Source organism: Sphingomonas sp. LaA6.9 (genome assembly GCF_022601895.1).
Taxonomy (GTDB): domain Bacteria; phylum Pseudomonadota; class Alphaproteobacteria; order Sphingomonadales; family Sphingomonadaceae; genus Sphingobium_A.
This window is the reverse complement of record NZ_JAKVIO010000028.1, coordinates 24715-44370: the sequence shown is the minus strand read 5'-3', so window position 1 is coordinate 44370 and position 19656 is coordinate 24715. Positions and strand designations below refer to the sequence as shown.

Annotated in this window: 20 protein-coding genes; 6 read left to right on the top strand and 14 right to left on the bottom strand. The window is 61.5% G+C overall.

Translation table 11 applies throughout. The annotated features are described in order from the left end of the window. Nucleotides 1-8 precede the first annotated feature (8 nt). The 5 genes from bamA (at nucleotide 9) to MKI88_RS14225 (ending at nucleotide 5563) form a co-directional block, all read left to right on the top strand. Nucleotides 9-2711 (top strand): outer membrane protein assembly factor BamA, encoded by a 2703-nt coding sequence (gene bamA / locus MKI88_RS14245; protein WP_241632058.1) that lies wholly within the window; start codon nucleotides 9-11, stop codon nucleotides 2709-2711. After that, nucleotides 2711-3310, top strand: coding sequence for an OmpH family outer membrane protein (locus tag MKI88_RS14240; RefSeq protein ID WP_241632057.1), 600 nt, complete (start codon nucleotides 2711-2713; stop codon nucleotides 3308-3310). The genes bamA and MKI88_RS14240 overlap by 1 nt, the downstream gene beginning before the upstream one ends. Nucleotides 3311-3319: 9 nt before the next feature. After that, a complete protein-coding gene (gene fabZ / locus MKI88_RS14235; RefSeq protein ID WP_241632056.1) occupies nucleotides 3320-3799 on the top strand; it encodes a 3-hydroxyacyl-ACP dehydratase FabZ in 480 nt (159 codons plus the stop codon). Nucleotides 3800-3996: 197 nt separating this feature from the next. Continuing rightward, nucleotides 3997-4227, top strand: coding sequence for a 50S ribosomal protein L31 (gene rpmE, locus MKI88_RS14230; RefSeq protein ID WP_241632055.1), 231 nt, complete (start codon nucleotides 3997-3999; stop codon nucleotides 4225-4227). Between the two features lie 4 nt (nucleotides 4228-4231). Then, nucleotides 4232-5563: a M20/M25/M40 family metallo-hydrolase gene (locus MKI88_RS14225; protein WP_241632054.1), complete on the top strand. Its 1332-nt coding sequence runs from the start codon at nucleotides 4232-4234 to the stop codon at nucleotides 5561-5563. Nucleotides 5564-5575: 12 nt separating this feature from the next. Here the strand turns inward: MKI88_RS14225 and MKI88_RS14220 are convergent, their stop codons facing one another. From MKI88_RS14220 to MKI88_RS14190, 7 genes are all read right to left on the bottom strand, one after another. Then, nucleotides 5576-6763 carry a hypothetical protein gene (locus MKI88_RS14220; RefSeq protein ID WP_241632053.1) on the bottom strand — a complete coding sequence of 396 codons (1188 nt, stop codon included), beginning with the start codon at nucleotides 6761-6763 and terminating at the stop codon, nucleotides 5576-5578. Between the two features lie 143 nt (nucleotides 6764-6906). Next, entirely contained in the window at nucleotides 6907-7947 is a 1041-nt protein-coding gene (locus tag MKI88_RS14215) for a rod shape-determining protein (protein WP_241632052.1), read from the bottom strand. A gap of 315 nt (nucleotides 7948-8262) precedes the next feature. Then, nucleotides 8263-8442 (bottom strand): hypothetical protein, encoded by a 180-nt coding sequence (locus MKI88_RS14210; RefSeq protein WP_241632051.1) that lies wholly within the window; start codon nucleotides 8440-8442, stop codon nucleotides 8263-8265. Between the two features lie 200 nt (nucleotides 8443-8642). Further along, a complete protein-coding gene (locus MKI88_RS14205; RefSeq protein WP_241632050.1) occupies nucleotides 8643-9650 on the bottom strand; it encodes an alcohol dehydrogenase catalytic domain-containing protein in 1008 nt (335 codons plus the stop codon). Continuing rightward, nucleotides 9647-10855, bottom strand: coding sequence for a sulfotransferase (locus MKI88_RS14200; protein WP_241632049.1), 1209 nt, complete (start codon nucleotides 10853-10855; stop codon nucleotides 9647-9649). Before MKI88_RS14200 ends, MKI88_RS14205 begins: the two co-directional genes overlap by 4 nt. Nucleotides 10856-10867: 12 nt before the next feature. Further along, entirely contained in the window at nucleotides 10868-12043 is a 1176-nt protein-coding gene (locus MKI88_RS14195; protein WP_241632048.1) for a DUF1214 domain-containing protein, read from the bottom strand. A gap of 9 nt (nucleotides 12044-12052) precedes the next feature. Further along, nucleotides 12053-12562: a VOC family protein gene (locus MKI88_RS14190; protein ID WP_241632047.1), complete on the bottom strand. Its 510-nt coding sequence runs from the start codon at nucleotides 12560-12562 to the stop codon at nucleotides 12053-12055. 149 nt (nucleotides 12563-12711) lie between these two features. Here MKI88_RS14190 and MKI88_RS14185 point away from each other — a divergent pair, with 149 nt between their 5' ends. Beyond that, nucleotides 12712-13359 (top strand): TetR/AcrR family transcriptional regulator, encoded by a 648-nt coding sequence (locus MKI88_RS14185; RefSeq protein WP_241632046.1) that lies wholly within the window; start codon nucleotides 12712-12714, stop codon nucleotides 13357-13359. Nucleotides 13360-13372: 13 nt separating this feature from the next. On the opposite strand, the gene MKI88_RS14180 is transcribed toward MKI88_RS14185, so the two are convergent. The 7 genes from MKI88_RS14180 to MKI88_RS14150 form a co-directional block, all read right to left on the bottom strand. Beyond that, on the bottom strand, nucleotides 13373-14452 hold the full coding sequence (locus MKI88_RS14180; protein ID WP_241632045.1) for a Gfo/Idh/MocA family protein: 1080 nt from the start codon (nucleotides 14450-14452) through the stop codon (nucleotides 13373-13375). A 2-nt stretch (nucleotides 14453-14454) separates the two neighbouring features. Further along, complete coding sequence (locus MKI88_RS14175) at nucleotides 14455-14859, bottom strand: nuclear transport factor 2 family protein (protein WP_241632044.1); 405 nt, start codon at nucleotides 14857-14859, stop codon at nucleotides 14455-14457. A gap of 806 nt (nucleotides 14860-15665) precedes the next feature. Continuing rightward, nucleotides 15666-16562 (bottom strand): hypothetical protein, encoded by an 897-nt coding sequence (locus MKI88_RS14170; protein WP_241632043.1) that lies wholly within the window; start codon nucleotides 16560-16562, stop codon nucleotides 15666-15668. A 1360-nt stretch (nucleotides 16563-17922) separates the two neighbouring features. Further along, nucleotides 17923-18660 carry a hypothetical protein gene (locus tag MKI88_RS14165; protein ID WP_241632042.1) on the bottom strand — a complete coding sequence of 246 codons (738 nt, stop codon included), beginning with the start codon at nucleotides 18658-18660 and terminating at the stop codon, nucleotides 17923-17925. An 86-nt stretch (nucleotides 18661-18746) separates the two neighbouring features. Further along, complete coding sequence (locus MKI88_RS14160) at nucleotides 18747-18983, bottom strand: PC4/YdbC family ssDNA-binding protein (protein ID WP_241632041.1); 237 nt, start codon at nucleotides 18981-18983, stop codon at nucleotides 18747-18749. Next, nucleotides 18980-19255, bottom strand: coding sequence for a hypothetical protein (locus tag MKI88_RS14155; protein ID WP_241632040.1), 276 nt, complete (start codon nucleotides 19253-19255; stop codon nucleotides 18980-18982). Before MKI88_RS14155 ends, MKI88_RS14160 begins: the two co-directional genes overlap by 4 nt. Continuing rightward, nucleotides 19252-19458: a hypothetical protein gene (locus tag MKI88_RS14150; protein ID WP_241632039.1), complete on the bottom strand. Its 207-nt coding sequence runs from the start codon at nucleotides 19456-19458 to the stop codon at nucleotides 19252-19254. The genes MKI88_RS14155 and MKI88_RS14150 overlap by 4 nt, the downstream gene beginning before the upstream one ends. Between the last annotated feature and the right edge of the window lie 198 nt (nucleotides 19459-19656).

The following is a 19656-nucleotide window of genomic DNA, read 5'->3' as shown; positions in this document are numbered from 1 at the left end:
GCGTCAACATGGCCGTCGAGGGGACGGCGCGTAAACTTCTAGGGTGGGAACGCGTGAAAGCGAACAAGACAATCAGCTTCAGCAAACGCACGTCGGCGGCCCTGCTCGTCGGAACGGTTCTTGCCGGCCAGGCGGCTGTTGCCCAGGCGCAACAGGCGGCGCCGCAGTCGGTGAAACCGCCTGTCGCGGTGCCCACGGCGGGTCAGCCGGCTCCTGCCCAGCCCGCGGCGCGGACGATTCGCGCGATCACCGTCGTCGGCGCGCAGCGTCTTGAGCCCGACACCGTGCGCTCCTACACCGCGCTGCGCGTTGGCGCGCCCTATAGCAGCGAGACGATCGACCAGGCGCTCAAGGACCTGTTCGCGACCGAACTGTTCGCCGACGTCCAGATTCTCGATCCGGGCGGGAATGGCGAACTGACCATCCAGGTGCGCGAGAACCCGGTGATCAACCGCATCATCCTCGAGGGCAACAAGCGCCTCAAGGAAGACAAGATCCGGCCCGAGATCCGGCTCGCGCCGCGCCAGATCTTCACGCGCACCAAGGCGCGCGCGGACGTTGCACGCATCATCGAGCTCTATCGTCGTCAGGGCCGCTTCGCCGCGACGGTCGAGCCCAAGATGGTCCAGCTCGACCAGAACCGCGTCGACATCGTCTTCGAGATCAACGAGGGGCCGAAATCCAAGGTCCGCCAGATCAACATCCTCGGGAACGAAAAATTCTCGGACGGCGATCTGCGCGGTCAGATGGCGACCAAGCAGTCGCGTTTCTATCGCTTCTTCAGTTCGAGCGACAGTTACGATCCGGATCGCCTCGCCTATGACCAGCAGAAGCTGCGCCAGTTCTACCTGACCGAAGGCTATGCCGATTTCCGCGTGATCTCGGCGGTGGCCGAACTGACGCCCGACAAGCGCGACTTCATCATCACCTATGTGGTGGAAGAGGGCGATCGCTATAAATTCGGCGACATCGCCGTCGAAAGCGAGCTTCGCGACTTCAATTCGGATACGGTCAAGAACCTGATCCGCATCAAGAAGGGCGACTGGTACAACGCCAAGGCCGTCGAAGACACGGTCGACGGCATCACCGAGACTGCGGGGTTGTTCGGTTACGCCTTCGCCGATGTTCGTCCCGAATTCGATCGCAAGAAGGACGAAAAGACGATGGGGCTGACCCTGAAGGTCGCCAATGCCCCGCGCGTCTATGTCGAACGCATCGACATCAACGGCAACACGCAGACCCAGGACAAGGTGATCCGCCGCGAGTTCCGCCTGGCGGAGGGCGACGCGTTCAACAGCTTCCAGGTCAAGCGTTCGCAGGACCGTATCAACTCGCTGGGCTTCTTCCAGGAAAATCTGGAGATCGAGCAGAAGCAGGGTTCGGCGCCCGATCGCATCATCCTGGAGACCAATGTCGAGGAAAAGTCGACGGGTGAACTCCAGCTCTCGGCAGGTTTCTCGAGCCTTGAGCGCTTCATCATCAATACGTCGATCACGCAGCGCAACTTCCGCGGCAAGGGACAGCTGCTGCGCGCCGCGATCAACTATTCGAGCTATTCGAAGTCGATCGAGCTGGGCTTTACCGAGCCCTATCTGATGGACAAGAATATCGCGCTCGGCGGCGATATCTTCCGCCGCGACTACAATTCGTTCCAGTATGTCGGCAACAACGACCGCAACACCACCTATGAGCAGCTCTCCACGGGCTTCGGGGTCAGGATGGGCGTGCCCATCACCGAATTCTGGCAGGCGCAGGCGCGCTATGGCCTGACCTTCGACGACGTCACGCTCGACAAGGATCTGTTCTATTCGGACGTCGACGGTGACGGCGACATCGAGTGCGATCCGCTGCGCGCCGGCCGTTATCTCTGCGACGCGATCGGCAAGCGTACGACCTCGGCACTGGGCTATACGCTCGCTTTCGACAACACCAACAATCGTCTGCGCCCGTCGGCGGGGCACAGGCTCAGCCTCAGCCAGGATTTCGCGGGGCTGGGCGGCGACGTCAAATATATCCGGACGATCGCGCGCGGATCGAAATACTGGAACGTGTTTGGCGGCTTCATCTTCTCGCTGACCGGCGAGGGGGGCTATATTCATTCGCTCGAAGGGCCGCGCACCGACGATGCGGGCAATCCGATCGACCGGATCCGTCTGACCGACCGCTTCTTCCTCGGCGAGCCGCAGATCCGCGGTTTCGACATTCGTGGCGTGGGCCCGCGCATCATTCGCCGTCCGCTGGTGCTGAACAGCGACACCAACCAGTATGAGCCTTCGACGGACAAGCAGCAGCAGACCGATGACGCATTGGGCGGCCGCGCATATTATCTGGCGCGCGCCGAACTCGAGATTCCGCTCGGCTCGGGTGCGCGCGAACTGGGCCTGCGTCCGTCGGTCTTCGTGGACGCGGGTGCGGTCTTCGGCCTGCTCGATCCAATTCTGACCCAATTTCCGGGTACTTGCTCGGCGTCGGGCCAGAACTCTGTCAACGCCTCGGCCCCCGGCGTTTGCCCGGCCAACTTCACCTATGACAATAATGGCTTTCAGGAAGATTATTTCGGCGATTCGCCAAAGCCACGCGTTTCGGTCGGTTTCGGTGTAAACTGGAATTCGCCGTTCGGCCCCTTCCGCATCGACATCGCGAAGGCGCTGGTCAAGGAACCAGGGGATGACACCAAATTGTTCACATTCAACGTAGGGACACAATTCTGATGACGAAGTATCTTATTGTTACCGCCTTGTCGGCGCTCGCGGTCGCAAGCCCGATCGCGGCGCAGGCGCAGAAGCTCAATCCCGCGGTGATCGCGGTTGTCGACAATGACCGCGTGTTCCGCGAATGCACCGCCTGCAAGGCTGCGCAGGCGCAGATGCAGACGCAGCTTCAGCAGATCCAGCAGCGCGCGCAGCAGCTCGGCCAGCCGCTCCAGACTGAGGCGCAGTCGCTCGAAGCCGCTGTGAAGGCGCTTGCCGGCAAGCAGCCTGACGCGGCGCTCCAGCAGCGTGCCACCGCCTTTCAGCAGAAGCAGACCGCTGCGCAGAAGGAGTTGTCCGATCGCGAGCAGGCTTTCCAGCGCAACCGCGCCTATGTCGCGCAGCAGATCCAGGAAAAGCTGAATCCGATCGTCTCGCAGGTGATGACCGCGCGCGGCGCGACCGTCGCTCTCGACCGTCAGGCGACGCTGGCGGCGGCTGCTTCGATCGACGTGACCAACGACGTTCTGGCGCAGCTCAATCAGCAGCTGCCCAGCGTCAACACGACCGCGCCCGCACCGGCGGCGCAGCCGGCGCAGCCGCAGCCTCAGGGCCGCTGACACACGCGCATGAACGAGGAAACGACCGAAAAGGCCGCGATCGGCCCGCTTGATATCAAGCGGGTGCTTGCGGCCTTGCCGCACCGTTATCCGATGCTGCTGGTCGACCGGGTCGAGGAGATCATCCCCGACCGGTCGATCGCGGCGATCAAGGCGGTGTCCTTTAACGAGGGCTTTTTTCAGGGGCATTTCCCTGGCCGTCCGATCATGCCCGGCGTGCTCATCGTCGAGGCATTGGCGCAGGCCGCAGGTGTGCTCGCGGTCGAGTCGCTTGGGCTCGCGGGCTCCGGAAAGCTCGTCTATTTCATGGCGATCGAGGGCGCGAAGTTCCGCACCCCCGTCGAGCCGGGCGTGCTGCTGCGCCTCGAGGTCGAGTTCGTCCAGAAGCGTTCGAGCGTCTGCAAATTTGCCGGACGCGCACTGATCGACGGCAAGGTTGCCGCGGAAGCGAACTTTACCGCCATGATCGCGGATCCGCCCAGCGCCTGATCCGATCAGGTTTCAACCTGATCGGTGAATCAGAGGCTGCGCTTTCAGTCAGGCCAGGATGCATGGGTCGTGATGTTTTCATCATGACCCGATCCTGGCCTGCGGTCTGACGCTTGTAATTCGGCGGCCAACCGTCTAGAGCGCCGCCTTCGCATCCCCAGGCTGGTCGGAAACCAGCCATTTTCGGAGCATTTGACGTGAAACAAGGCATTCACCCCGACTACCACATGATCAAGGTCCAGATGACCGACGGCACCGTTTACGAGACGCGCTCCACTTGGGGCTCGGAAGGCGAGACGATGACGCTCGAAATCGACCCGCTGGCGCATCCGGCCTGGACCGGCGGCAACCAGCGCCTGCTCGACGCGGGTGGCCAGGTGGCGCGCTTCAACAAGCGCTTTGGCGGCCTTACGCTCGGCAAGAAGTAAGTCGGTGCGGCAGGGGCGCGGAAATCGGCCGTTCGGTCCTATTTCTGCGCTCCAGCCCCTGATTGTTCTGGCGCTCGCCGCGGCACATCCTGCTGCAGCGGCGCCTGCAGCAACGTCCGAAGATCAGGCGATCGCCACGATCCGTGCACTGCCCGCCTACAAGAGAGCCGAGCAGACGCTTGCGGCGCAACACGACCGCTTTGTCGGCGAAATCATAACGCTCACCGAAATCCCGTCGCCCCCTTTTGGCGAGGCGAAGCGTGCAGCGGCCTATCGTGAAATGCTCGCACAACACGGCCTGACCGACATCGACACCGATGCCGAGGGCAACGTCATGGGGCTCCGGCGCGGCACGTCTTCGGCGGGCGGCAAGGTGATCGTCGTTTCGGCGCATCTCGACACGGTTTTCCCCGCGGGCACCGACGTGAAAGTGCGCCGCGAGGGGACGCGGCTCTTCGCCCCCGGCATTGGCGATGATTCGCGCGGGCTTGCCACGATGCTCGCCTGGATCCGCGCGCTCGACGCCGCGAAGATCCGTACTCGGCATGACATCCTGTTCGTTGGCACGGTTGGCGAGGAGGGGCAGGGCGACCTGCGCGGCGTCCGCCATTTCTTCACGCAGGGCAAATACAAGGATCGCGTCGCGGCATTCTACTCGGTGGACGGTATCGATCCCGCACAACTGACGCATGCGGCCGTGGGTTCGAAGCGCTACCGGGTTACCTTCAAGGGGCCGGGTGGGCATAGCTTCAGCGCCTTCGGCATCGTCAATCCCATGGCCGCAGCTGCGCGCGCGATTACCGATCTCTACGAGATCGTGCCTCCGACCCAGCCCAAGACGACCTATGCCGCCGCGGTTATCGGCGGGGGAACATCGGTCAACTCGATCCCCGATTCAGTGTTTGTCGAGTTCGACATGCGCTCTGAAAGCGCCGCCGAACTCGACGGCCTTGAACGGCGCTTCCTGACCGTGATCGATCGCGCCGTCGCTGCCGAAAACGGTGCGCGTTCAACGCGCGAGGGATCGATAACCGCCGAAAAGAAGAAGATCGGCGATCGCCCCGCTGGCGTCACGCCGCGTGACGCGGCCGTCGTGGCCTACACCGCGGCCGCGGCGCGCGCGCAGGGCTTTGCGCCCGAATATGAGGCGTCGTCCACCGACGCCAATGTGCCGATCAGCCTCGGAATTCCCGCGATCACCATCGGTTCGGGCGGCAGCGGTGAGCGCGCGCATTCGACTGACGAATTTATCGATGTCGAAACGAAGGAAAGCCTGCGCGGCCTTTCGGTCGGACTGTTGTCGGTGCTTGCGGTCGCGCAGATCGAGCGCCGCTGATCGCTTGCGGCGTCAGAAGAAAAGACCCCGCAGTTCCGTGAGCACGGCCTCTGTCGGCATCGACAGGAACATGGCGGGCACAAAGGGGGCGAGTGTCGCGCCCAACAAGATTATCAGGCTTCTGACGTCGACTGGCACGAAGCGCATCGCATAGACGTTTGACACGACCTGATAGAGATCGGTCGCGGCCGAAAAATCGGGCTCGGACAACATCTGACGTTCCACGGGTCTTGCGTCGGCAAACCACGATTGCTCGAATTGCGCGCCCAGCTCGGTCGCGAGTGCGCCGTAGATCATCGAGCCCTGCCGCCAGACATGGGCGAGGCGACTGCTGAAGACGGCGAGCGGCGCCACAAAGATCAGCATCGACACAAGGGCGATGCCGCCAACAAGCAGTCCATCGGTGAACGGCGTGGCCTGGCCGGCGAGATGCACATTCGCGAAACGTCCGGCAGCGATCGAACCCAGCGCCGCACCGACGATGGAAAATGAGCGTACCGACTGGCAGAGAAAGCCAAGCCCTGCCGACTGATCGGGATGTGCGGCGATAAGGTTCAGGCGGAGGCGAGAGATCCGACTGAGCACGATGGTCCACACGATTATGCGCCAGAGCCATCCCAGCATCAGGAGCAGCAGCAATGGCAGGCTGAAGATCAGGTGCCACAGGCCCGCGTACGAAAATGCGCCTCCGCCGGGCACAACGGCCCATGCGGGCAGCAGGGCCAGCGGCGGCATAACGCTTATCGGCAGGATCACCGCGTAGATCGCGAGCAGCATCGCCGCTTCCACCCAAAGCGAATTGACCCAGCGGCGTGCATTCCGGAGGATTTCCTCGAACGTCGGTTGATCTTCATTATCGAGTACCCCGGATACCCGGAAATGGAGCGCGATTGAGCCGAGACGTCGTGCGCAATGTCGCCAGCCCAGCACCATGAGCGGCGCTGCGACGAGATAGCGTGTTTGTGTGCCGACATCGCGCACGAAGCTTTGAAAGCTTCCCGGCGTCAGGGTCCGGTCCGCGAAGTAGGCGAGGGCGACCAACGGTGCCCAGCCGATCAGGATGACGAGGAGGACCCGGCTCGCAACATTGGGACAGAGCGGGGCCGGGAGGCGGACAAGCGCTGAAATCCGTCGCGGCGGACCGCCTTCGAACACGTCGAACTGCGCGAAGTCCGGATCCGGCTGCTGTCGCCCTGCCACCCGAAACCCTCCTGTGCCGTTGTCCGCAGGAACGGCTCTCATGATCCCTGTGGTCGGCGAAGTCTGGCTACGCGTCAGCAGCGCGACAATCGGGTCTTTCCCCGATCCGCGTCGCTATCGCACGCCGTTCGGCGCATCCGGGCCTATTCTTGCGTGAGCACGCCTCGATATGCTGGGTCTTCCAATGCCTTGCCCGCGCCCATGGCGACGCAGATCAACGCATCTTCGGCGATGGACACGGGCAACCCGGTCGCCTGGCTGAGTACCTGGTCGAGACGGTCGAGCAGCGCACCACCGCCGGTCATGACGATCCCCTGATCCACGATATCGGCCGCGAGCTCGGGGGGCGTGTACTCGAGGGCCGTTCGCACGGCCTGGACGATCTGGCTCACCGGCTCAGTGATCGCTTCAGCAATTTCGCCCTGGGTGATGCTGATCTCCTTGGGGACGCCGGCAACGAGATCGCGCCCCTTGACGCGCAGCACGGGACCATCGTTCAACGGTATGATCGCGCTGCCGATGCTGTGCTTGATGCGCTCGGCGGTCGCTTCGCCGATCATGAGGTTGTGCTTGCGCCGGATATAGGAGGAGATGGCATCATCCATCTTGTCGCCGCCGACGCGCACCGAATTGCTGTAGGCAAGACCACGCAGCGAAAGCACCGCCACCTCGGTCGTGCCGCCGCCGATATCGACGACCATCGCTCCGATCGGCTCCGTGACCGGCAAGCCAGCGCCAATCGCGGCGGCCATGGGTTCCTCGATCAGATAGACACGTGACGCCCCCGCATTCGAGGCTGCATCGCGAATGGCGCGGCGTTCCACCTTCGTCGAACCCGACGGCACGCAAATGACGATCTCTGGGCGTCTGGGAAGGCGGCTGGGCCCACCATGGGCCTTGGTGATGAAATGCTTGATCATCTGTTCGGCGACATCGATGTCGGCGATGACCCCGTCGCGCAGCGGACGTATCGCCTGAATGTGATCAGGCGTCTTGCCCATCATCAGCTTGGCGTCGCTGCCCACGGCCTTCACGCGCTTCGCGCCGTTACGCGTCTCGATGGCAACGACCGAGGGTTCGTTGAGCACGATCCCGCTATTGCTCAGATATACAACGGTGTTCGCCGTTCCGAGATCGATCGCCATATCGTGGGAGGCAAGGCCGAAGAAGCGTGGGAGCCGCATAAGGGAATGAACACCTCGGATGGGGATTGCGGCATGGACAGCCTGTCTGCAGGCGTCGCCGAACCATCCGGGCATGGGTGACGCACCCCTGCAAGTCAAGCTGCAAGCACCGTGTGGTGCGATGAGCTGAAGGCTGTGCCTGAGTGGAATGCTGGAAGCTGCGGGCAAGCGCGCATGCCGATCAGGCGTTTGCAGTTGCGTCTCCCCGGTCCGTCCTCGACCTCACGCCCGGCGGATGGCGCACCGACTGGTATCCCAAGCTCCGTTATCGAACGCCGGCTTGCCGGCCGCCTGTCGGTTCATGACGCGTATCGCTCAGGAAGGGCGCGTGACATTACCCTCGATGGCTGCTTCCGACATGTCCGCCGAGATTGGCGTTCCAGAGGATGCCTCGGGACTCAACAGCGGCGTGCCCAGCAGCACCATGGCGGTCCCCACGAAGCCGATTGCCGCACGGCCGATCGTCGATCGGGTCACTAAGGACAGTTTGCTCATTTCAGTCGCTCCAGATGCAGAGTCGTAGCCTCTCGAGACCAGAGGGCTCGGGATCGACATGGGTCGGATGCCGATTGCGGTGTGCGGGGCTACGAGACTCGCTCAATCACGACGTCTTTTTGCATCAACGCGGCCGCTCAATCATAGGACGGAAGCGACTCTTGCGACGAAACGGTGCATCGACGCACGTGCCTTCGACGCTACATGTCGAGCGCGATCTGGACTTTCGTTTCCGCGTTGGGACCGCGCAGCCGGTCGAAGGTCGCCGGAACGTCGTCCAGCGCGACGACCGAACTGATCATCATTTTGGGGTCGGCATGGCCGCGATCGATGTCGCGCGCGACGCGTTCGAAGTCCGACAGCGCATAGCCGACCGGGAAGCGCATCGTGACCCCCTTGGTGGCGGCAACCGCCGGGATGAGTGTGTCGGGCACGGTGCAGAAGCCCATCGACAGCACCTGCCCCAGCGAAGCGACATGCTGCACGGCCTTGCCGAGAAATCCGGCGGTGCCGACGCATTCCACGACGATGTCGGGTGGGCCGCCCAACGCCTCGCGGATCTCCGTCGCCTCGTTCTCGCCGAAGGTTACAAATGCGTCTGCGCCCATGGCCAGCGCCATTTCCGCCCGGCGCAACGAACGCGACGCCGCGATGATCCGGCCGGCGCCAAGCCTGCGCGCCCACCAGATCGCCCCCAGCGCGACCGACCCGCCGCCAAGCACCAGCACGCGGCTCCGCGCGTCCATCACCACCTGCCGCATCCCGTACAGACCGACCGCCAGTGGCTCGATCAGCGCACCATCGGCGAGCGACAAGACCGACGGCAGCTTGACCGCGACCTTGGCGGGCACCTTCAGATAGTCCGCAAAACCGCCCATCACGCCGGGCGCATCGCGGCACAGCACGAGATTGCCCTGGGCGCATGCCGCGCAATTGCCGCAGCCGGTCGACGGGAGCGCGGTCAACCGGTCGCCCTCGGCCCAGCCCGTCACCTCCTTGCCGATCGCGACCACCTCGCCGGCATATTCATGACCCGGCACCGTCCCCGCGGGAAACTCGAAGCCTGACCCTTCGGTCATGTGCAGGTCGGTCCCGCAAATGCCACAACGGTGGACCTTGATCACCAGTTCTCCCGGCCCCGGCTCGGGATCGGGGACGCGCTCGAGCACGAGCGGGGCGCCGGCTCCCGGATAGACGATCGCCCTCATGCCACGACGCTCTTGCGCGGCGCGAGGCCGAGGCGATCGATATAGTCGCCGAACGGCGCGCGTATTGCTTCCTCGGTCATGCCGAAATCCGCGAGATCGTAGCGATGAACGCCATGGGCAAGCTCGGGCCGTTCTTCGGCGCGCCGTACCATGTCGGCTTCCACCTCGGGCGTCAGTTCCAGGTCCGCAAAGGCATAGATGCGGCGGATGATGCCCATCGGATCACGGTGGAAGTGGGCATGCACCACGTCGAATATCTTACCGGGATGCTGCTGCTGGACCACGTCGGCGCGGTGCACGGCATCCGCCCATTTTTGAGTCTCGCGCGCCAGCATGGCCCGCGCGCGCTTGGCCGCAGAGCCTTCTTCCATGAGCGGGAAGCGCTGCATCAGCAGCGCGCACAGTGAAGGCAGTGCTTTGGCGCTGTCGCGGTGCGTCTGGATGACAAGTGCGTCGGGGAACGTCTCGAAGACGAGGTCGAGATTGGCGATATGCCCCGGGTTCTTGAGCAGCCATTTTTTGTCGGGCTCGGCGCTGCCGATGAGCTGCAGAACGCGGGCAAGATGTTCATAGGCAGGCCGTTCGCTTTGCTGCTGCCACCATGCGTCATAGCTGTGTGCCGACCAGCCGCAGGTCCACAGATTGGAGACGAAGCTCTGCCGCAAGACGAGGCAGCATTCGTCGACCTCCTCGGCCACCATCAGGTGCGCCGCGCGCGAGTCAGGCGCAGCGTCGTAACGTGCACGCAACTGGTCCGCGACCTTCAGGAATTGCGGGTGCTGGCTCCATTGATCGCGTGGCGGGCGCGGCATCGGTGCGCCGGTGAGCCAGGTCTGCAGCCCCTGAAACTGCGGATCGACCGCCATCAGCTTGTGCAGCGCGGTGGTGCCCGTGCGTGGCACGCCGGTGATGACGATGGGCCGTGAGATCGGACGCGCGTCGAAAGCGGGATTGGCTTTCATGGCGCGATAGGCATGCGCCCGGGCGCCGAGCACGTTGACGAGATCGCCCCAGGCGATGCGGCGTCCGCGCTCGGTGAAATGCGGATCCACGTCCATCGACTGCAGCAATATCTCCAGCCCGGGCAGATAGTCGTCCGGGCCGAAAGCGTCGGTGCCAGTCTGCGCAGTCACTAATGCGTGCAACTGGTCGGACGCACCGCGAAACTGGTCGGGGGCCGGGAAGCGTTCTTCGAAGCCTGCCATGAAATCCTCCACTTACCAGCGGCGCCGGCGCTGGCAGGCACGGACGCGCCGGCGCAGTTCCTCGGCGCGTTCCTCGGGCGTGACGACGGGCGTGTCGGGCGGCAGGTGTTCTCGTAGTTCCGCGAGTTTCACGCGCTTGAGCACCGGCAGCGGCGCGGAACTGCAATTGAACCAGCGGCCATAGATCCCGCCTTCGGTATAGCCGGCGGGATCGAGCCAGTTGGGGACGCCCGGATCCTCGAGCGCGATCACCGCACGAAACTTGCCGTCAGAACTCAGCTTCGCGCTATGGCCATTCAGGCTCGAGAGCCGGTAGACATATTCGAGCGCGTTGAAATACGGGTCGTTGAGCTGGATGTTCCAATAGGGACGGTGCTCGGGCAGCTCGGTCTCGATGATCAGCGCCTCCCCGGGATCGAACCGGAAACACGCTGGCCAATAGACCTGTTTCGCCAGCGCGCCCTTCATCTGGATCGGCTCGAAGACGTTAAAGCCGACGCGCTCCTTCACGCCGTTTTGCAGCCGATAATAGCTGCGCGTCTTGCGTGCCGGGAATTTGGCCATTTCTTGGATGCGCGCGAGAATCTGGTCGCGGGTCGGTCGTGGCTTGGGCTGCACCGGATCGAGACATTCGATCGACAGTACCGGATCGACTTCATTTTCCCAGTCATAGCTGCGGAAGCGCGTGAAGATCGCGGTGGCTTGCGGATCGATCTTTGCCCAGTTGCCCGCGTGGCCCTGCGGCCGCTCCGCGCTGAACAGGATCTCGAACTCGCCACTGGCATCGACCTCGAACTCGCTGTCGTCGATCTCGTTGTGCGCGCCGATCATCGAGATATCGTCGATCATCCCCGACATGTGGCGCTGGCTGGTGAAGCTGAGGATCTTCACGGTCCCGCGATTGCCCGACACGCGGTAGCGAAGGTCTCCGCGGATCGGACTATAGGTGTAGATGTCGTCCGGGTTGGGCTGGAGCGTGAACACCGGATTCCACAGTGGCGCCCAGTCGGGATGCTCGGCATCGGCATGAAAATAGGCGAAATAGCTATAGGAAAAACTCGCCATCGTCTGGCGATAAACGTCTGCGCGGTAGGTCGGATCGTCCGGCCGCCAGGTATTGCCCAGTTCGGCGACCGCGCCTTCAAGATCGCCCAGATAGTCGAGAATATGGGGACGGATTTCAGTCATTGGCGATCCTCAATTGCCCGGCACAGCGTTCAGGAATTCGAGGCCCGCGGGCTCGGGGAAGATATATTCGAGGTAATGGCCGAGCGTGGGGGCATCGACGAAGCATGTCCGCATGAAGCCTTCATTGTGACGCAGATTGAGCAAGGGTGTGCCGACACGTTCGGCTTCGCGCGCCAGCGCGGCCCATTGCGCAGCGTCATGGATGAGGAGCCCCAGATGGTGATGCCTGATGGCGAAGCCGTTATCGGGGACGCGGTCCATGTAGAGCGCGGAGCCCGGACCGCTCGCCGTCAAAAGCTCGTACATCACCGTGCCGACCCAGGCGAGCTCGACACGGATACGACCGCCGGCCGGCAAGGGGCCTTCCAGCCGCCGAAAGGCGTCGATGCCGAAGCGATTGCGGAAAATGGCGCACGCCGCATCGATGTCGTTGGTCGCATAGGCAATCTGGAACTGGTCCGCGCGGAGCAGGCCGTTCGACGGCGAAAAATTCGAATCCGGTCGTATCAGACGGCTCACGCCTGCGGTCCTTTCTCACCCTTTTCCGAATGCCGCTGGATTCGGCTTCGACAAATAAGATAGTATGTACTATCAATTGAATTGGCAAGCGATGGCTGGCGAGCGCCCGCGCGCGTGATAGACAGCGTCAAACGACTGATGGAGCGATCGTGAATTCCAGCCCGCAACCCGTTCGAAGGAAACGCCGCTCATCGGAAGAAATCACCGATCGGCTGATCCGCGCGGCCGAAGAGGAGTTCAAGCGCTGTGGCTATGCCGGCGCAACGACCGCAGCCATCGCAAGGCGCGCGGACGTCACCGAGGCGCAGCTGTTCCGTACCTTCGCCTCCAAGGCCGACCTGTTTCGAGAGGCGGTGTTCCGCCCGCTCAACGCGCATTTCGAGCGGTTCAATGCCGAGCATATTGCGAATGCTGCAGATGGCGGGGCAAACAGGGACAATGCCCGGCTCTATATCACCGAGCTGCAGCGCTTCATCGAGGAGCACGCGCAGCTTTTCCGGGCGCTGATCCTGACCCAGACCTATGGCGCGGACGACGCCCATGGTGTGGGCGCGATCGACAGCCTTGCCACCTATTTCGATCGCGGCGCAGCGGTCCAGAGCAACCGGGTCGGCGACGATGCGAAAGTCGATCCGCGGCTGATGGTGCGCGTCTCTTTTGCTGCCGTGCTCGCCAACATGATGTTCAAGGACTGGCTGTTCCCCGAAGGTCTCGCGGGCGACGACGAGATTGGCACCGCCATCATCGAGTTCGTGCTCGACGGGATCAACGCAAATTCGGGAAAGGCGGGGCGGTAAGGTCGGTGCCGGATCAGTCCGGCACTATCGCAATGCGCGCGCCGCCCTGCGCGGCGGAGGCATGGATCGCGTCGATCACCTTCATGCATGCAAGGCCATCGGCGAAGGTGGCGGGTGGCGGTCCGTCGAATGGCCGGCCTTCTATTAGTGCACGCCAGATCTCGCACAGGCGTCGCGCCGGCGGCAGTTCAACATGGAGAAACTGCTGGCGCGGATCGTCACTCGGGCTTTCGGGGGGCAGCACAAGCGCATCGGGGATCGGGAGTTTGGATGTGGAGTCCTTGTCGGCGAGCCAGGCCGCACCGTCTTCCAGCCAGACGGTCCCTTTCGAACCGGCAACACGGGTCATCGATGCAAAGGGTCCCCAGGCGCCACCGGTCTGTGCGAGCAGGCCCTGCACGCCGTTCGTCATTTCGAAGCGCACGGTATAGCTGTCTTCGCTGGCACCCGAGCGATCCGCGACGACCAGCGTCGAGGCGCTCAGGGACTCGAACTCGCCGAGCCAGCTGCGGATCATGTCGATCATGTGCGATCCCGAGGATCCGAGCCAGCCGCCGCCGGCTTCCCGATCGAACCACCAGTCCGGCCATTTGCGGCTCGTGTCAGCGAGCAGGCCAGCATATTGCGTGATCGTCACCAGTCGCGGTGCACCGATCGCACCATCCGCAATTGCCCGGCCGATCATGGCGCGCTCGGGCAGCATGCGAAACTGGTTTCCCAGCAGGTGCACAACGCCCGCTTCCTCGGCTGCGGCGAGCAGTTCGCGCGCCTGCCCGGCATTCTGTACGAACGGCTTTTCGCACAGCACGTGGCAACGATGCGCCAGCGCAACGCGGACCAGCGGCGCGTGCGACGGCGGTGTGGTCGCCACCACCACGCAATCTGCGCGTGTTTGGGTTATCGCCTCGGCAAGATCAGTGGAGGCGTGTTGTATGCCGGCCTTCTCCGCCCGGCGCCGTGTCCGCTCGGAATCGCTGCCCACGAGCGCAACCACCTCAAATCCCGCGCTTCGCAGCGCGGGAACATGGACGCGCAAGCCATGTCCGGTTCCCGCGACGACGACTCGTGGTGCTGCTACGCCGGCAATGGCCATGCCTATACCCCGGCCTTTGCCATGGCCGCGGCGAGCAGCGGGTGGAGCTTCTCACGAACCAGCGCCACGTCGCTATGCTCCGCGACAGACGCGATCCGCCCATCCCTGATGCGGAAGATGAACGCATAGTCGTTGGCATATGCCTCGCCGCTGACCAGCATGCCCGAGCCATGGACTTCGGCCACGACGCGATCGTCTTCGGCGGTGAGCGATTTGATGCTGTAGTGGTAGGGCCCGGAAAATATGGTGGTGAGCAGCCGGATACCGCCCAGAAAGCGCGCCTTCTCCGAGGTGCCCGAAGATGCGGTCCACCCGGTCATGTCGGGCGTGAACAGCGCGTCGGGTGTTTCGCCGCGCGATATAGCCGCAAAAAAATCTCGGACGATCTGGTGATTGGTCTGGGTCATGGATCCTCTCGCGTTGGTCTCCGGTAGGCATCTTCGGCTCCGGCGTTCAATAGATAGCATGCACTATCTAAATGGTCCAACTCTCACGCGCTCCACGCCAGATAGCGGCGATATCCCCGACCGACCCTCGCCGAGGAGCAGAAATTTTCGGATTTTTCGATTCGCTTCGGACGAGCAACGATCGTCGCTGGCGGACAGGGTGTCTGTCTAACAGATGCGCTTAATGATTTGATTTATATTGATTATTTTCCAACGCTATAATGCCTTTCCCACACATTTTCCCACGTCACGGCAAAGTCACCGGTATTTTCGCCGGTTATTTTATTCGGCACGCCCCGCTTTTTATGGCGTCCGAAAACTCGCCCGCCGCCCTCTTTTTCGGGCCTGACAAAACCCATGCTCGCCTGACTACGCGCGCCCGCGCGTAATGGCGTCCAAAAACTCCGACGCCCTAGTTACGCGCGCGCATGAAGGCGTCGGAAAATTCTATTCCCGTCTACTTTAGCAAACGGCGGCAACCCCTTGGCAGGCGTAAGTGCATGATCGTGAGGCAAGTTACGAGCTGACTTGTTTCCGGCCCATGCTGGGGGAGCGTGTTAGGCGACACCGGCGCTCTAGGTGGCGTGGACAAATTCCGGCATGATCCGTCCGCTATCGGGAGGGCATTTTGGCCGACCGAATGGCCGAAAAGTCGTGGGGAGCGGACTGTCCGCTCTGTGCGCATTTCGCCAAAAAGCTGCCGTTCAATTTCTACCTGCCGACCATGCTCCTCCCGACAGCGGGTTCGTTTGGATCGGCGCTATTGATTACATTTCAGTACTAAAGGCGCCCGCACTGAGCTGGTCCGCAAGCGAATCATGTCGGTCAGGATTTAACGTTCCGAATGGTTTGCCGCTGAGGTAAACCCTTTTGCCCGCCCATTGCTCCAGCCAAGGCATTTTCTTGCCTATTCCCCCTGTGACTTCGTCCCGCGTAATCTGAATCACAATTCGTTGCAGTTTCACACCTTTCCCAAAGGCGGCAGCCAGATCCGCCGGATCAACCGCCTCGACTGAAGCCGGATTGCGAATATCGCGGAATCGAACCATGAATGGGCAATCGCTCCATGGCTCATGAACTAAACTTGGCACAGGGTTGAAGACTTCTGGACAATGCAGCGATTTAGCGCGGCCCGCCATATTGGAAATCTCGCGAAGCTTTTCATGACGCTGGAGTGTTTTCCCGCGATGTCCTGCGCGTTCCCGCGTCAACTCATCTCGGAATAACGCTTCGGGCGCCATGCGCACTTCGGCACCTCGATAAAATCCTTCGGGACTTCTGCCCTCGGAGAGCGCGAAAAGGGTTCCTCGGCCCGGCAAATCTATCGCCACGGCTTCACCGTTAAACTTGAACTTATAGCTTTTACCACCAAGCGACACGTTCTCGGCTATCGAGTAAGACCATACACTCGAACCGGCACGCTTCACGCCATTATCGTTCACCTCGACAATCACGCGATAATTGACCCTTGCCGAGTCTCCGCAGCCGCTCAACATCAATGCGCTGAAGGTCGAAATTGCCCATAACTTTTTCACTGGGCAGTCCTTCCGCCAAGATGCTTTGCCAAGCCCTTGGTTTGGAATGAACTGACAAAAAATTGATGAATTTTGATCGGCTATGCGCTGATAATCCGGCAAATCGCCGGAATACTCACTTTCTCGCACGAATGATTTCTGGACGCGGGTAGTGAGGTCATCTCACGCTCTCGTGCCCCGACTACCGAAGCTGAATAAACGGCAGGATCCAAACATTCGCCCGAAGAAGGAAAACGGCAAAGATTGGGTCGTGTCCCGACAGGCGGCCTTTTGGAAAAAATCGTGAATAGCTGCCATGACAAACAAAGGAGCTGTCGTCGCTATCGAAGTTGTGGTGAGTGGCGCGCTGCTAGTCGGCACGCTGCTGCTGGCGCCTCTTGCGACACCAGTAGCCGCGGCGGCTGTGGCGGTTACTAGTTGCCGACAAAGAAGGCGTAAGCCGACGCCGAAGCAATGGGTTTAAAGGGGCGGATATGGCTGCTGTGTTCGTCATGAGGGGATGGCGTTATGCGTTCAACATTTACAAATAAAATTGTTGCCTTATCCCTGTTTTCGTTATTTTCAGGCGTTTTTTTGCCAGTATTTTGCTTTTACTTAAACACCAAACCTGTGGTGAATTTAGTGTGGGGGAACATATACGCATTTGGGCCGATATCTATAAACTATATTTCTGTGCATTTTTTTGAAATAAATACTATATTTTTACTGACTGTGGTTTTCTACCCTCTGTTAGTGATATTTTTGATTATTCATACAGCGCTGTATTTGTCAGAAAAAAGTTATGTAAGTGACAAAGTTATATTGGCAGCTCTTTGTTTAACTTTCTTGATAATCTCTCCGTCAAATTTTGCCGTGGAAAATGACCTTGTAATTTCCCCAGTTTATTTCGGAATGTAGTGTATTTATTGCAATTGAAACGAAGGCGGAGGTGAGAATTTTATCACTCGCGCTTAATCGATTGTTGCCATCCCGGCCTAGATGAACAAGGGGCCAGTTTTACGAAGGCTGTCACGGCAACGGAATGGCAGCAATGGCGTGTCCAGACAGTCCGGATTTTGCATCCGCTTTCGAGGGCGCGACCGTCCGACTTTGGGTCGGGTCCGGAAAGGCCAATTCTAGACCAAAATCGCGGATAGCTGCCGTCGTGGTGGCTCATCGAATTTGTCCACGCCGCCTAGGCTCGCATGGTGAATCGGGATAGATTCTGCGCATGACGGCGCTAACAATCCTGGCGGTTATGCTGAAAAGCATCATCCTTGCCACAGTTGCCGCGCTCCGGGCCAAATAGCGGCCCGTTCGCCGCGCCTGTTTCCGCCCTGTATTATCAGCGAACAACGCTACCGGTATCCGCCGTTAGAAAACGGTTAGCCACGCTTAGAAAAGGGCGCGCGTAATGGCGTCGAAAATGTCTATTTTCCTCTATTTTAGATAACCGGAGGAACCGCTTCGGGTTAACTTATACTAACAGAGCGCGTGTATTCGGAAACGTTCAAGAGCTAGGACAACGTGCTGATAGCCCCACATTCTGGCTCCATCCCGCGCGCTTGCCGATGATGCGCCCGCCATCCTCCAACCGCTCCAGCCCAAGCGCCCGCGCCGCGTCAGGCGATGCGCCCTTGATGACGTAGGCGACAACCGCCGCCAGATTGGCCTGATAGGCGGCTGGAGCCGTTGCCGCCGCACGTGTTGTTCCGCCGATGCGCGCCGTCTGGATTATGCCCGCCTGATAGGGTTTGCCGGTGATGCGCTCCAACCAGCGCCGCAACCGCCAACCGCTCCATTTCACGCAAACCGGGACGTGCAAAAGAATATGGACGTGCGAGCCTTTGCCGTCGCCATTCTCTCGCACCCAAGCCCATGCCGTCCGCTTGCCCTGCTTGCGGAACCAATCGCGCGCGAGGGTCAGGAATGCCCCTATTGCTGCCGCCGCTTCACTGTCAGAAACGCCCGCCCGCTCCAGATGGATTGTGACGTGACGGTTGAAGAGAAGGCCCACGCGATAGGCGAATTGCGCCGCCTCGATTATGCCGCTCGCCTGTCGCAGTGTCAGTGCAACGCTTGTGCGGTCCGTGCTGTTTCGAGCGCCGCCCCATCCTGAAAACCCATGTTTCGCGTCAAATGGCCGTGCACTCTTAGAACTAGTATATATCGCAAGCGCCGTGCCACTTTCCGGATGCGGCGGACTTGTGCCAATCGCGCCTTCGCGGCTGGAGCCTGAAAAGGGCATTTTTCGCCCCCTTTCCCAAGTTTCAAGATTGCTCGGCAGAAAGGGGGAGCGACCGTCTCCAGCCGCTCCCGCCAGCCTAGATGCGCCTATTTTGCGCTAGGAGCCCCGTCAGGCGCGCTTCCGCTCCTGTAGGCGCTCAATGCCGCCTCCAGCTCGGATAGCCGCTCCAACGGAATCGTGACGCCTTGGCGCGTCGGTTTCAGGTTGTCGCCATCCCAATACCACTTGCGCCAGTTGCCGAACGTCCGCCCGTCATGGCTCGCAACCTCCAGCCGCCACACGTCGCCGCGATAGGGCTGCTCGAAAAGGACAGCACCGTTCATGCCAGCGCCTCCCCCATCGTCACGGGCGAGCGGAGCACATAGCGAGCGTGCCAGCCGCCATCGTGCGGCTCGCGCACCGTCTCGATGGACAGCCCGCAATCGTGCCGGAGCGTGTGGACATAGGCCCCAAGGCGATAGGCCCAGGAATTGACCTCCAGCGCCGTCACGCCCCTCTCGCCAGCCGACAAGAGCGCGGACAACGCCTTGGCAACCTGCCCCTTGACCGTGAACGCGCCGCCCGGCCCCGTTGCCGTCAGGATGCGCCGCTTCATGCGCGTGCTCCATAGCCGACAAGCTCGGCAATCGTACAGGCGATTGCTGGTGATAATCGGAACCGCTCGCCAATGACGCGCGCCGCCAAATCGGCATTTGAGCCGATAGGCAAAAACGGGTATTGGGCATTTGCTTTGCTGACGAAGCGAGCGACTTTCAGGCCGGGAACCGCTGCAACGGTCCCGGCCTTTCCATTTGCCATTCTCATGCTTCATGCCCCCCGCCGATAGTGGGGAGGCTCCCGGCCCATGCCTCGGCGTCCGCTTTGGCAACGCGGCTGGCGCGTCCGATTTTCGTCAACCTGATTTTATTCGACGCCACTTGCCGATAAAATTCCGTTCGGCTGATGGCGTAGGTCTGTAGAAATTGGGAAACGGTCTGAAATCCAGCTTCCATGCTT

Excerpts from the sequence above, each read along its gene's own strand:
- MKI88_RS14205 (WP_241632050.1), bottom strand. The coding sequence starts at position 9,650 with ATGAGGGCGATCGTCTATCCGGGAGCCGGCGCCCCGCTCGTGCTCGAG.
- MKI88_RS14165 (WP_241632042.1), bottom strand. The coding sequence starts at position 18,660 with ATGCCCTTTTCAGGCTCCAGCCGCGAAGGCGCGATTGGCACAAGTCCG.
- MKI88_RS14180 (WP_241632045.1), bottom strand. The coding sequence starts at position 14,452 with ATGGCCATTGCCGGCGTAGCAGCACCACGAGTCGTCGTCGCGGGAACC.
- MKI88_RS14160 (WP_241632041.1), bottom strand. The coding sequence starts at position 18,983 with ATGAACGGTGCTGTCCTTTTCGAGCAGCCCTATCGCGGCGACGTGTGG.
- fabZ (WP_241632056.1), top strand. The coding sequence starts at position 3,320 with ATGAACGAGGAAACGACCGAAAAGGCCGCGATCGGCCCGCTTGATATC.
- bamA (WP_241632058.1), top strand. The coding sequence starts at position 9 with ATGGCCGTCGAGGGGACGGCGCGTAAACTTCTAGGGTGGGAACGCGTG.
- MKI88_RS14155 (WP_241632040.1), bottom strand. The coding sequence starts at position 19,255 with ATGAAGCGGCGCATCCTGACGGCAACGGGGCCGGGCGGCGCGTTCACG.
- MKI88_RS14200 (WP_241632049.1), bottom strand. The coding sequence starts at position 10,855 with ATGGCAGGCTTCGAAGAACGCTTCCCGGCCCCCGACCAGTTTCGCGGT.
- MKI88_RS14210 (WP_241632051.1), bottom strand. The coding sequence starts at position 8,442 with ATGAGCAAACTGTCCTTAGTGACCCGATCGACGATCGGCCGTGCGGCA.
- MKI88_RS14240 (WP_241632057.1), top strand. The coding sequence starts at position 2,711 with ATGACGAAGTATCTTATTGTTACCGCCTTGTCGGCGCTCGCGGTCGCA.
- MKI88_RS14195 (WP_241632048.1), bottom strand. The coding sequence starts at position 12,043 with ATGACTGAAATCCGTCCCCATATTCTCGACTATCTGGGCGATCTTGAA.
- MKI88_RS14175 (WP_241632044.1), bottom strand. The coding sequence starts at position 14,859 with ATGACCCAGACCAATCACCAGATCGTCCGAGATTTTTTTGCGGCTATA.
- MKI88_RS14215 (WP_241632052.1), bottom strand. The coding sequence starts at position 7,947 with ATGCGGCTCCCACGCTTCTTCGGCCTTGCCTCCCACGATATGGCGATC.
- MKI88_RS14150 (WP_241632039.1), bottom strand. The coding sequence starts at position 19,458 with ATGGCAAATGGAAAGGCCGGGACCGTTGCAGCGGTTCCCGGCCTGAAA.